At 70.8% G+C, this 12,886-nt stretch carries 9 protein-coding genes; 2 read left to right on the top strand and 7 right to left on the bottom strand.

Annotation, left to right across the window (positions count from 1 at the left end):
• Positions 1-912, bottom strand: a 912-nt coding sequence (trpS, locus tag VB080_RS09770) for a tryptophan--tRNA ligase (protein ID WP_323418247.1), incomplete at its 3' end; no start/stop codon positions are given.
• Positions 913-1,025: 113 nt separating this feature from the next.
• Positions 1,026-1,886: a PHP domain-containing protein gene (locus tag VB080_RS09765; RefSeq protein WP_323418246.1), complete on the bottom strand. Its 861-nt coding sequence runs from the start codon at positions 1,884-1,886 to the stop codon at positions 1,026-1,028.
• Positions 1,887-1,979: 93 nt separating this feature from the next.
• Here VB080_RS09765 and VB080_RS09760 point away from each other — a divergent pair, with 93 nt between their 5' ends.
• Positions 1,980-2,546 carry a CG0192-related protein gene (locus tag VB080_RS09760; RefSeq protein WP_323418245.1) on the top strand — a complete coding sequence of 189 codons (567 nt, stop codon included), beginning with the start codon at positions 1,980-1,982 and terminating at the stop codon, positions 2,544-2,546.
• A 178-nt stretch (positions 2,547-2,724) separates the two neighbouring features.
• On the opposite strand, the gene VB080_RS09755 is transcribed toward VB080_RS09760, so the two are convergent.
• Complete coding sequence (locus tag VB080_RS09755; RefSeq protein ID WP_323418244.1) at positions 2,725-7,518, bottom strand: NAD-glutamate dehydrogenase; 4,794 nt, start codon at positions 7,516-7,518, stop codon at positions 2,725-2,727.
• A gap of 97 nt (positions 7,519-7,615) precedes the next feature.
• Here VB080_RS09755 and VB080_RS09750 point away from each other — a divergent pair, with 97 nt between their 5' ends.
• The gene (locus VB080_RS09750) at positions 7,616-8,080 is read left to right on the top strand and encodes a DUF2505 domain-containing protein (protein ID WP_323418243.1); all 465 of its coding nucleotides are present in this window, start codon (positions 7,616-7,618) and stop codon (positions 8,078-8,080) included.
• Between the two features lie 38 nt (positions 8,081-8,118).
• Here the strand turns inward: VB080_RS09750 and pruA are convergent, their stop codons facing one another.
• Genes pruA through VB080_RS09730 form a run of 4 tightly spaced genes read right to left on the bottom strand, consistent with a single transcriptional unit; the run spans position 8,119 to position 12,751 of the window.
• On the bottom strand, positions 8,119-9,756 hold the full coding sequence (gene pruA / locus VB080_RS09745; RefSeq protein WP_323418242.1) for an L-glutamate gamma-semialdehyde dehydrogenase: 1,638 nt from the start codon (positions 9,754-9,756) through the stop codon (positions 8,119-8,121).
• A gap of 28 nt (positions 9,757-9,784) precedes the next feature.
• Entirely contained in the window at positions 9,785-10,249 is a 465-nt protein-coding gene (locus tag VB080_RS09740; protein ID WP_323418241.1) for a DUF6912 family protein, read from the bottom strand.
• A gap of 1 nt (position 10,250) precedes the next feature.
• Complete coding sequence (locus VB080_RS09735) at positions 10,251-11,507, bottom strand: wax ester/triacylglycerol synthase domain-containing protein (RefSeq protein WP_323418240.1); 1,257 nt, start codon at positions 11,505-11,507, stop codon at positions 10,251-10,253.
• A 20-nt stretch (positions 11,508-11,527) separates the two neighbouring features.
• On the bottom strand, positions 11,528-12,751 hold the full coding sequence (locus VB080_RS09730) for a hypothetical protein (RefSeq protein ID WP_323418239.1): 1,224 nt from the start codon (positions 12,749-12,751) through the stop codon (positions 11,528-11,530).
• Between the last annotated feature and the right edge of the window lie 135 nt (positions 12,752-12,886).

Raw genomic sequence — 12,886 nt, 5'->3', positions numbered from 1 at the left:
GCCGATCTCAGCCGCGATCTCCTCCGGCGTCTGGCCGGTGCACAGCGCGGTCAGCAGCAGCAGGTTGGCCACCTCGGGCCGGTGCTCGGGGTCGTAGGTGATGAACCGGTCGGAGTCGGTGACCGCCTTCTTGATCAGCTTGGCGGTGGTGTCGGCGTCCATCCCGATCTCGAGGGTGTTGCCCTTCGACTTGCTCATCTTGCTGCCGTCCAACCCCAGGATGCTGGGCGCCTTGCTGAGCAACGCCTCGGCCTGCGGGAAGATCGGCCGGCTGGGGTCGACCCGGCCGTAGCGCTCGTCGAACCGGCGGGCGACCACCCGGGTCTGTTCCAGGTGCGGCAGCTGGTCCTTGCCGACCGGCACCAGGTTGGCCTTGCAGAACAGGATGTCGGCCGCCTGGTGCACCGGGTAGGTGAGCAGCAGCCCGGACAGCGGACGGTCGCCGGTCGCCTCCAGTTCGGCTTTCACGGTCGGGTTGCGGCGCAGTTCGGAGTCGGTCACCAGCGACAGGAAGGGCAGCAACAGCTGGTTCAGCGCCGGGACGGCCGAGTGGGCGTAGATGATCGTCTTCGCCGGGTCGATGCCGATCGCAAGGTAGTCGGCCACCATGCCCAGGGCACGCTCGCGGATCGGGCCGGTGCCGTCCCGGTCGGTGATCACCTGGTAGTCGGCGATCAGGATGATGGTCTCCACCCCAGCGTCCTGCAGTCGCACCCGGTTGGCCAGCGAGCCGAAGTAGTGCCCCAGGTGCAGGTTGCCGGTGGGACGGTCTCCGGTCATGATCCGGAACCGGCCCGGGTTGACGGCGATCTCGGCCTCGATCTCGGCGCTGCGTGCCGCGGTCCGGCGCAGCGAGGCATCCGAGGTGGAGTTGGCGAGTTCGTCGCCGGCATCGAGGACGTCGTCGGTCATCAGGTCATCGCTTTCAAGGTCTGGACAGCCCGCCAAGCCTATCAATGCTGCCAGCGCGGCTGATCCGGCGCGCGCCGCCATGCGGCCGGTACGGCACCACCGGCCCCAGACCCTCAGCGAGCCGGGCTGATCCCCCCAGCGGCCTCGATCCGGCGCTCGATCTCGGCCAGGACCTCGGGCGCGGTGGTGTTGAGGCCGAGCGGGTGCCCTACCTTGCCGGTGCCGTGATAGTCCGACGAGCCGGTGGCCAGCAGCCCGTGACGTTCAGCCAGCCGGCGCAACTCCTGCCTGGTCTGGGAGGCATGGTCGTAGTGGTCGACCTCGACCCCGTCCAGACCATGGTCGGCGGCCAGCCGGGCCAGCCGCGACTCCGACAGCGACGGACGGCTCCCCCGCCCCCAGGGATGGGCGATCACCGTCACGCCACCGGCGGCGTGGATCAGGTCAATGGCCTGGGCCAGCACTGGGGCGTAGCGCGGTACATAGGCCGGCCCGCCGTCGCGGAGATAGGCGTCGAACGCGGCCCGCCGATCGGCCACATAGCCGAGTTCGACCATCGCGTCGGCCACATGCGGCCGCCCGATCGACGGACTGCCCGCCTGAGTGCGTTCCAGCACCTCGGCCGGGATCGGCATGCCCAGGCCCTCCAGGGCGCGCAGCATGGCGGGCACCCGCCCGTCCCGTCCCCGGCGGACGGCCGCCAGTTCGGCGCCCAGCGCAGCGTCGTCGGGCCGGCAGCCGTAACCGAGCAGGTGCACGCTGGTCCCGTCCACCCGGGTGGACATCTCGACCCCCGGCACCACCACCACGCCGGCTTCGGGACCGGCGGCCATCGCCTCGGCCAGTCCGTCGAAGGTGTCGTGGTCAGTGAGGGCCACCACGTCGAGCCCGGCGGCGCGCGCCGCCTGCACCAGTCCGGCCGGAGAATCGGTGCCGTCGGAGACCCGGCTGTGGGTGTGCAGATCAATCCGCATGAATCGAGCCTATCCGGCCCGGAACCTGTTCGGTTCGCACCGATGACAAGCGCCGATTCGATATCCTGAGAACTGCCCGACAGGAGAGGAACCATGAGCGGCACCGCAGAGATCCACGACGCAACTTTGACCCCCGGCAAGCTGGAATTGCTGGCCGGCTGGATCGGCGCACAGCCCTGGTTCGCCGGCGATCCCGCTGACCTCGAGGTGGTCGGCTCCTTCCGGTTCGTCGACCCCGACGGCGAGGTCGGCATCCAGACCCTGCTGGTGCGTTCCGGAGGCGTCACCTACCAGGTACCGCTGACCTACCGGGCGGCGCCGCTGGAGGATGCCACCGACGCCCTGATCGGCACCAGCGAGCACTCCGTGCTGGGCACCCGCTACGTCTACGACGCGGTCTCCGATCCGGTCTACGCGATCGAGACCTTCCGGGTGATCCACGAGGGCGACACCGAGGCCGAACTCTCCCGCGGGGAGAAGACCGCCACCGTCCAGGGCAGCGGGATCACGCCGGTGTCCAATGCCGCCACCGAGGCCGTCCGGTTGGTCCGCGTCCTGGACGGCAACCACATCCCGCACACCATGCCGCTCGGTACCCTGATCGGCACCTGGCAGGAGGACGGGGCCGAGCGCTCCGAGATCCTGGCCATCCTGCGCTGAACCGGGCGTCCGTCCCTGAGCCCGCCCGACGGCTTCACTGTGACAGAAACCGGGCAGTAGCGGCCAAGCGTGTGGATTATCCACGCGAAGTGCCTCTACTGCCCGGTTTGTGTCAGCGGCATCGAGGTCAACCAGCGCATCCCGGAGCCAACCCCTGAATTCCGGAGCCAACTTCTGATCAGGGCAGCAGCCCCCTGGCTAGCCCCAAGCCCACGCTCATCCGGGCCAGATCCGGCTCGCCCTCGCAGACCTGACGCAGGGTCTCGATCCGGGTCTGCGCCCGCGGGTTGGCCGCCAGCCAGGCGTCCACCAGTTCGTCGGCTCCAGACCCCGCCGGGGCGCCATCGAGGACGGCCGCGGTCAGGTCGTCCTGGACGGCGAGCAGGTCGTCGCGCAGCGCCGCCCTGGCCATCGCGTCCCAGCGCACCTGGCGGGGCAGCACATCGATCCGGTCGACCAGCGTGTCCAGTCCCAGCCGGTGACCGAGAGCGAAGAAGACATCCCTGACCAGCCCGGGCGCCAGCCCCAGCCGCCCGGCGATCGCGGCGATCCCGAGGGCGTAGTGGGAGTAGGTGGCGGTGGCCATCGCCGAGGCGAGCTCTTCTGGGGCACCCCGGTCCACCCAGGACCGGTAGAGCGCCTCGGCCGCCTGCTGCTGGGTCGGGGTGACGTGGTGTCGCAAGTCGGCACGGACCTCCGCCACCGGCTCGGCGAACTCGCCGATCGCGGCCCGGATCGCCAGCGGCGCCCGGCGGTTGTGCAGCAGCCAGCGGGCCGCCCGTTCCACCATGCGCTGCAGTTCCATCCGCAGTTCGACCACCAGGCCGGCGTCCAGGTCGCCCATCCTGCCCAGCAGCACCTCCGAGAGCCCGACGTTGTAGATCGCCCGGGCGGCGAGCTGCGCCCGGATGACGTCCTCCACCCGCGAACCGGTCTCGGTGGTCAGGCGATGGTAGGCGGTGGTGCCCTGGGAGTTGACGAACCGGTTGATCGCGACCGTGGTGATGATCTCCCGGGCAAGCACGTGCCCGTGCATGTGCTCGCCGAATCGTTCCCGCAGCGGCTTGGGGAAATACCCCACCAGCCGGTCGGCAAGGTAGGGATCCTCGGGAAGGTCGGTGGCCAGCATCCACTGTTTGAGCGCGATCTTGGTGTAGGCCAGCAGCACCGCCGCCTCGGGACGGGTGAGCGCCCCTCCGGTGGCGATCCGACGAGCCATCTCCTCGCTGCTCGGCAACGCCTCCAGCCCACGGTCGAGGAAGCCCTCCTCCTCCAGGGTGCGCATCCAGGCCTCCTGCTGCCCGGCAAGCTCGGCGGCCCGGGACATCTCGCCGGTGAGCGCACTGTTCTGGTCGATGTTGTGGCTGAGCACCAGCCGGGCGACCTCGGGGGTCATCGAGGCCAGCAGCGGGTCGCGCTCGGCGGGCGCGAGCCGGCCGGCGGCCAGTTCGGCGGCGAGCAGGATCTTGATGTTCACCTCGTGGTCGGAGGTGTCCACGCCGGCGGAGTTGTCGATGAAGTCGGTGTTGATCAGACCGCCGGCCGCGGCATACTCAATCCGGCCCTGCTGGGTCCAGCCGAGGTTGCCGCCCTCGGCCGCCACCCTGGCCCGCACCTGGCGGCCGTCCACCCGGACGGCGTCATTGGCCTTGTCGCCCACCTCGGCGTTGGTCTGGGTGGACGCCTTGACATAGGTGCCGATGCCGCCGTTGAACAGCAGGTCGACCGGCGCGGTCAGGATCGCCCTGATCAGCTCTGCCGGCGTCAGGTGGTTCGTCCTGCCGTCGATCCCGAGCGCCCGCCGGACCTCCGCGCTGACCGGGATCCGCTTTGTGCTGCGCGGGTAGATCCCGCCACCGGCGGAGAGCAGGGTCTTGTCGTAGTCGGCCCAACTCGACCGCGGCAACCCGAACAGCCGCTGCCGCTCGGCGAAACCGGCCGCGGCATCGGGATCGGGGTCGAGGAAGATGTGCCGGTGGTCGAAGGCTGCCACCAGCCGCAGGTGCGGCGAGCACAGCATGCCGTTGCCGAAGACGTCGCCGGACATGTCACCGATCCCGGCGACCGTGAACCCGGTGGTCTGGGTGTCGATCCCGAGCTGCCAGAAATGGTGCTTCACCGACTCCCAGGCCCCACGAGCGGTGATCCCCATCTTCTTGTGGTCGTAGCCACTCGACCCGCCGGAGGCGAAGGCGTCGCCCAGCCAGAAGCCGCGGGAGACAGCGATCGCGTTGGCCAGATCGGAGAAGGTGGCAGTTCCCTTGTCAGCGGCCACCACCAGGTACGGGTCGTCGCCGTCGTAGCGCACCACCTGCTGCGGCGGCACCACCTCCCCGTCCCGGATGTTGTCGGTGACGCTCAGCAGCGCGTCGACGAAGATCCGGTAGCAGGCCTCGCCCTCGGCCTGCCAGGCCTGGCGGTCGACGGACGGATCGGGCAGCCGGGCGGGGACGAAGCCCCCCTTCGCGCCGACCGGCACGATCACGGTGTTCTTCACCGTCTGGGCCTTCACCAGGCCGAGCACCTCGGTGCGGAAGTCCTCGGCCCGGTCCGACCAGCGCAGCCCGCCGCGGGCCACCGCACCGAACCGCAGGTGCACGCCCTGCACCCTGGGCGAGTAGACGAAGATCTCGAACGCCGGTCGCGGTTCGGGCAGCAGCGGAAGCTGTCCGGGCAGCAGCTTCAGCGCCACCGTCTCTCCCGCGGTGAAGGCGTTGGTGCGGACGCAGGCCCGCACCACGGCCAGGAACATCCGCAGGATGCGGTCGTGGTCGAGGCTGGCCACCGCGTCGATCCCGGCTTCCAGCTCGGCCTCCAGCCGAGTGAGCGCTCGCTGCCGATCGTCCGGGTCGCTGTGGGCAGCCGGGTCGAACTTGGCCTGGAACACCTGGACCAGCAGCCGGGCGAGTTCGGGGTGGGCGAGGATCGCGCTGGCGATGTACTGCTGGCTGAACGCGACGCCGGCCTGCTGCAGGTAGCGCGAGATCGCCCGCAGCCAGGTCACCTGCCGCCAGTCCAGGCCGGCGGTCAGCACCAGCCGGTTCATCCGCGCCGGTTCGGCCAGCCCGCGCCAGCAGGCCTCGAAGCCGTCGATGAACCGCTGACGCGCGGCCTGGTCCCACTCCTCCACCTCGGGGGCACCCTCGGGCAGCCGCAGGCCGAAGTCGTAGACCGTCAAGCGGCGGCCGCGCAGATTCCAGTCGAAGGGACGCTCGTCGATCACGTCCACGCCGAAGACCGACAGCTGCGGCATCACCTCGCTGAGCTCGAGTTCGGTCAGGCTGAACACCTTCAACCGGACGTGGGCCAGGTCGTCGGGATCCTCCGGGGTCCACAGCGAGAACCGCAACTCGCCGGCGTCCTCGAGCTGGTTGGCCAGCCGCAGGTCGGCGACCGCCACCGACGGGGTGAACGCCTCGGTGTAGGCCTCGGAGAACTCGACCCCGCGCGCCTCGCTCGGCATCTGGGCAGCGGCCTCCACGAAGCCGTCCTCCCAGGTCCGGGTGGCCTGCTCGACCAGCTCGCCGATCCTGGCCTCCTCGGCGAGGGCGTCTGGGGCGTCTGGGTGCGAACCCGTGTCCGCCAGCCGGACGGTGAAGAACAGCCTGGTCAGCGACGACTCGGTGACCTGGATGGTGTACTCCAGCGACTCCCCGCCCAGTTCGGACAGCAGGATGTCGGTGATTCGCAACCGGACGGTGGTGTTGTACCGCTCCCTGGGCAGATAGATCTGCACGGTGGCGAACTGGCCGTACCGGTCGCGGCGCAGGAAGGCCCGCACCACCTGGCGTTCCCGCAGCCCTGCGACCGCGGTGACCACCCGGGCAAGTTCGTCGACCTCGGCCTGGATCAACTCGTCGCGCGGGTAGGTGGCGATCACCTGCCGGACGCCGTGGCCGCCATAGGAGTCGGCGGCGTAGCCGCTGCGGGCCAGCAGTCGCTCCGCCTTGGCCGTCAGCACCGGGATGTGGGTGACGCTCTCGGCGTAGGCGGTGGCCGACAGCAGGCCGAGGAAGCGGTGTTCGGTGGTCAGCTGACCGTCGGCGTCGTAGAACCGCACCCCCACGTAGTCGAGATAGGCCCGGCGGTGGACGCGGGAACGGCGCGGATCCTTGGTCAGCACCAGCGCCTCGTGATCGCCGGGCGAGGGCAGGGCGTGGAAGGTGCCCGGCGCATCGTCGCCACGCAGCATGCCCAGCCCGGTCCCGGACACCGGCTGGAAGGTGCTGCCGTCCCACCGGTACTCGCGGTAGCCGAGGAAGACGAACCGGCCGGCGCTCAGCCAGCGCAGCAGTTCGATAGCGCTGCGCACCCGTCGCGGGGTCGCGGGGTGGGGGGCGGCCTCGAGCAGGTCGGCGGCGTGGAGTGCACGCTCGGTCATCGGGTGCCAGTCGGTGACCACGACCGCCACTTCGTCCAACGTTGCCCGCAGCCCTGCCAGCAGGTCGGGGGTGGCCTCGGCTGCGGCCACCCCCAGCGGCGGGTAGACCTCCAGGGCGATCCAGGATTCCTGGATGCCCTCGGATGCGAGCCCCTGGACGTCACCGGCGGCGTCCCGCTCGACCATCAACTGGGGGTGGAAGAGCCGGCGCAGGCTCCAGCCCTGCCGGGTGAGTTCGATCCCCAGGGAGTCGACCAGGAAGGGACGGTCGTCGGTGACCAGTTGCACCCAGGTGGAGCCGTGCGCGTCCCAGCTGTCGGTCTCGGCGGTGGGGGTCACCACCTGCAGCCGGTGGTCGTCCGGTTCGCGGTGCCGGCCCAACTCGAGGTGGGCGGCGATCATCCCCGCCAGCGTCGCGGTCGGCAGCGCCGCGATCTCGTCGCCGCCGACATGCTCCAGGTACTGCTGGCAGAACGACCAGAAGTCCGCCCGGTCCAGCTCCGCCGGGGGCGGGAAGGAGGATCGGAGCAGGGATTCCAACCGGGTGAGGGATCCGGCGGCGGAGGCTGGCTCCCCCTCATTGCTGAGCATCGAAAGACGTCCTCGCTGACTGGCTTGACCGACACCTCCACACTAGCCACGGCGAGGCCGGGAACCGAATCCGGCCCGGTGGGCAAGAATGGGCGCCATGCAGATCAGCACCACCCATGCGTTCCCGCAGCCGGTCGACGCGGCCTTCACGATGCTGCTCGATCCCGAGTTTCTGGACGCGGTGTGTGCCGCCACTCATCCGATCGAGTACCGGGTGTTCGCCGAGGGTCTGCGCACCGGCGCCCGCCGGGTGATGCAGAGTCCGTCGGTGATCCAGCGGTTCACCGGCCCGACACTCACCGTGGCCGACGAGATCCAGTGGGACGCCGCCGCCTCGGGTCAGACCAGGACGGGCACCACGACCGTCACCGTGGAGGGCATGCCGGTCCGGCTCAGCGGACGGGTGACGCTGGCTCCGCAGGGCTCCGGCTCCGCCCTGGCCTACGACGGCGACCTGACCGTCTCGATCCCGCTGGTCGGCCCGGGTCTGGAGCGTCAGGCCGCCCCGCTGCTGCTGGAGGCGCTCGCCGTCCAGTCCGGGGTGGCCCAGACCTGGGGCTGAGGGCTGCCCGGCGTCACGGCTCGACAGCCCTGAGCCGATCAGGCCTCGGGGAGCATGTGCGGATAGCCGGTGGTGGTCGGCGGGAGCAGGTTCTCCTTGATGGCCCGCGGGCTCACCCAGCGCATCAGGTTCCACAGCGAGCCGGCCTTGTCGTTGGTGCCGGAAGCCCGCCCGCCGCCGAACGGCTGCTGGCCCACCACCGCCCCGGTCGGCTTGTCGTTGATGTAGAAGTTGCCGGCGGCGTTGCGCAGCCTGGTCTGGGCCTGTTGGATCGCCGCCCGATCGGTGGCGATCACCGAACCGGTCAGCGCGTAGGCCGAGGCGGTGTCGACCAGGTCGAGCACCTCGTCGAACCTGTCGTCCTGGTAGACGAAGATGCTCAGGATCGGCCCGAAGTACTCGGTGGTGAAGATCTCCTGGGTCGGGTTGTCCGAGGTGATCAGGGTGGGACGGACGTACCAGCCCTGCTCCCGGTCGTAGGAGCCGCCGGCGACGATCTCGGCGTCCGCGCTGACCCGGGCACGTTCGATCGCGCCGGAGAGCTTGTCGAAGGCCCGTTCGTCGATCACGGCGGAGGTGAAGTTGCCGAAGTCGCGGACGTCACCGACGCTCAGCGCCTCGGTCTGGGCGATCAGGTCGTCCTTGATCGCCAGCCACAGGCTGCGTGGCAGGTAGGCCCGCGACGCGGCCGAGCACTTCTGTCCGGAGTACTCGAAGGCGCCCCGGATCAGCGCGGTGACCAGCGCGGCCGGGTCGGCGCTGGGGTGGGCCAGGACGAAGTCCTTGCCGCCGGTCTCGCCGACGATCCGGGGGTAGGAGCGGTAGCTGGCGATGTTGCCGCCGATCTGGGCCCACAGACTCTGGAAGACCCGGGTGGAGCCGGTGAAGTGGATGCCGGCCAACTCGGGGTGGGCCAGCGCCACCGAGGACACCTCGGCGCCGTGCCCGGGCAGCATGTTGATCACGCCGGCGGGCAGCCCGGCCTCGGCCAGCACCTGGGCGACCACCGTGGCGGCCCGCTGCTGGGTGAGGGCCGGCTTCCAGATCACGGTGTTGCCCATGATCGCCGGCGCGGTCGGCAGGTTGCCCGCGATGGCGGTGAAGTTGAACGGGGTGATGGCATAGACGAAGCCTTCGAGCGGGCGGTAGTCCATCCGGTTCCAGACCAGCGCGGAGCTGTCCGGCTGGTGGGCGTAGAGCTCGCGGGCGAAGCCGACGTTGAACCGCAGGAAGTCGATCAGCTCGCAGGCGGAGTCGATCTCGGCCTGCTGGGCGGTCTTGCCCTGACCGAGCATGGTGGCAGCGTTGACCCGCGCCCGGTAGGGCCCGGCGAGCAGTTCGGCGGCGCGCAGGAAGATCGCCGCACGGTCGTCGAAGGACATCGCCGCCCAGTCGTGCTTGGCGGCCACGGCGGCATCGATCGCGGCCCTGGCGTCATCTGCGGAGGCCTGCCGCGCCGTGCCCAGCAGCACGGAGTGGTCGGACGGCATCCGCACCTCAAGGGCGTGGTCGCCGGTTCCGGGACGGAACTCACCGCCGATCCAGGCGTCCAGTTCCTCGGTGTGGGAGGCGGTCGACTCCAGGGCCTGCACCAGGTCGGCTCGTTCGGGGCTGCCGGGAGCATAACCGAGGACCTTTTCGTTGGCGGGCAGGGGAACCGTGGTGATCGCATCCATAGCGCCGAATCTACCCGAAACCGACCGCTCAGCCGGCCAGAACCTGCCACTCCCCCGGCCCGTACCAGAGCAGGTCGGTGTCGGCCAGCAGGGAGGTCACCGCCGGTATCTCCCAGGCCTCGGCGAGGCTCAGACCGGCCACTGCCGCCACAGCCGCCCGGGCTGGCCCGTCATCGGGATCCTCGCCGAACAGTGAGGTGACCGCGGTGAACCGCAGGTCGGTGACCAGCACGCCGCCGAACTCGTCCTCCGACACCACCGGCTCGGCCTGCGCCACCGCGACGATCCGGACCCCGTGGGCCACCAGGCCGGCGACCGAGGCCACGCAGAGCGCGGTGTACTCCGCCTCCTCCGAACCCGGGTCGTCCAGCCCGAAGGCGCCGGCCATGGCGGGGGTCACCGCATAGCCGCCGTGCGGGCCGGCCAGCCGTCCGGCTTCCGCCCAGGCCCGCAGTTCGGCAGGCTCCAGCGGGACGAACACCAGCGAGGTCATCTCACTCCCCCGCCCGCAGCGCGCCGAGCTCGTTGCTGACGTCGCGGGCGAAGTGACGCACCTCGCGGACCGCGGTGATGCCGATGGTGACACGGCCGGCGTAGCTGCTGATCGACACCGTGCACTCCTGCTCGTCGGTGGTGGCGATCAGACCGTACACCCCGGTCACCCGGGCCGGGCCGAGGTAGCGGCGGGCCGCCGGGCCGGGGGCGTTGGCCACAAAGACGGTGTGCGGCCGGCCGGCGGCGACCGTTGCGGCCGCCAGGGAGTGCAGGGTCGGCAGCGCGAACCCGGCCAGGTCGCGCAGCTCGGTGGCCGGCACCGACATTCCGGTGTCCAGTCGGGCCCGAGTGAGGGTGGCGATGTCCCGCAACCGGGCCTGTGGGCTGATCTCCGAGACCGGCAGCGCGATCCACTGGGGGGCGATCCGGGCGCCGATCGCGCTGCCCAGCACGTCCGGCTCCTCCACGGCCAGCGGCACCAGCGCGACCACGTCCTCCGGCGGGCGGCCATGGTCGACCAGCCAGCCGCGCACCCCGGCGGTCACCAGGGTGAGCAGGACGTCGTGGGTGCTGCAGCCGAACGACTCCCGCACCCGGCGCAGCGTGGCCAGGTCGACCTCCACACCAGCCACGTGGTGGGGACGGGGGGCCGCCCCGGCCGAGCGCACCGCGTTCTCCACCAGGCCGGTCAGGCCCGCGCCGGCGTCCTGCAGCACCCGCAGCGGGTCGCCCAACCGTCCGAGCAGATCACCCAGGCCGGGTTCGGCGGCAGACCCCGGCCGCCACGTCCGAGCTGGTGGGGTGATTGGCGCAGGTTGTTCGTCGAAGAGCTCCTGCAGCAGGTGGACGTTGTCGTAGCCGTCCACCAGCGCCGGGTGGGAGAACACCACCAGCGCCGGCAGTGAGCGGACCGCGCCGTGCACCAGCCAGGCCTCCCACAGCGGGTGGCCGTGGTCGAAGGGGGTGGCCAGCCGCTCGGCCAGCCAGTCCTGCAGCGGCCGGTCCGGCGGCAGGCTGTGCTCGCGGACGTGCCCGGACACCACGAAGGCCGGGTCGTCCGCCCAGGCGGCCACCGGCCAGCCGGTCGGTTTGCGCCGGAACCGCGGCGCGTAGTCGAGCCGGTCAGTGATCCGGTCGATGAGTTGTTCCCGGGACAGCGGGCCGTCCAGCAGGCAGACGAAGGCCTGCTTCCACGGCTGGGCCTCCTGGTCGCGCGCGAGGAGGGCTGCCTCGGCGACGGACACGACGTCGCTCATGGCTTCACCCTACCCACACCTCATTCGATCAGGTTGGTCGGCGGGGTGAGCCCGAGGTCCTGCCAGACGAACCGCGGGATCCGGCGCAGGAAGCCGTGCAGGGTGTCCTCGCAGGCCCCCACCTGCAGCAGGTCGTGAACACCAACCGGGAAGCTGACCACCTGGCCGTCGACCGCGAACCCGGGGGCTCCGCTGGCAAGCATCCACTCCATCATCCGGGGGTGGATGACGTCGGAGGCGAACTTGGAGTTGGCGGCCCGGACGGAATACTCCTTGTTGAAGTCGATGCTCTCGAACTTCACCTTCCGGCCCGCCCACAGCCCGCCGTCGATCGAGAGCGCCGGCAACGAGAACGGCAGCAGGAAGCCGCAGATCGCCTCGCTCTTGTTCTCGGTGACGGTGCGGGTCTGGGTGTTGCCGTTGGCGTCGGTGGTGGTCTCGGTGTGGTCTTCCTTCCAGTGGTGCTCGAAGGCGTCCAGCCGGATGCCGTCGCGGGAGCCGCGCACCAGGTCCTCGGTGCGATGGGCGTAGCCACCGTGGCGGCGGGGGTAGTAGTCCAGCACCGCGTCGTCGGTTCCGACCAGCTGCCAGTCGGGCCGTCCGAAGAAGGTGAAGCCGGGCACCGGCAGCCCCACGGCGAACCCGGACAGCCCCGTCAGAGACCGCGCGACCGGCTCCAGCAGCGCCAGGAAGGCCTCCAGGTCGTCGGGCTGCTTCGGGGTGTCGACGGCGACCAGGTGGTTGCCATCGATGCTCAGGTTCAGCCCGCCCTCGGTCGCTACCAGCCCGGACACTGCCGGGCCGACCGCCGCGAACACCGCCGCGGCCAGCTCCGGGACGGCACAGACCACGCTGAGGCCATCGCCGGCCACCTCCTGCCCGGCGATGCCCACCCGGTGGCGCTTGCCGGCGATGAAGGTGGACGGCAGCGCGCACGGCAATTGCAGGGCTACCACCCGCTCGGAGAACCGCGGCCCGGCACCGCGGTAGGAGTACTTGAAGGAGCGGAACGGAGTGCCGGACGCCGTGCTCCCGGAGACCAGGTCACTGAGGTCGCGTTCATAGCCCAGGCCGAACGGCGGCGCCTGCAGGTCGAAGCAGGACTCCAGGCCGGGGTGCGCCACCCGTGTCCAGCCCCGCGCGGTCACCGCAGCGACATAGCGGCGATGCCGGACGAGGAAGAACACCCCGACCGCGACCCCGACGACAGCGATGGCGATCCCGACCCAGCCGATGGTCGACACGACGCTCCCCTTCCCTCGACCCCGGGCGCCAGCCTAGGGGGTTGGCGGTCCGCCCGGGTCGCCGCGAGAGCATCCGCACGAACTGGTCGCCGACGGGGCGCAGCGGCATATCGACGGCCGGCCCAGGCCCGGCGG

Source organism: Propionicimonas sp. (genome assembly GCF_034927565.1).
In the GTDB taxonomy this organism is placed as follows: domain Bacteria; phylum Actinomycetota; class Actinomycetes; order Propionibacteriales; family Propionibacteriaceae; genus Propionicimonas.
Note: the sequence above shows the minus strand (reverse complement) of the source record. Positions and strands in the feature narration are given on the sequence as shown.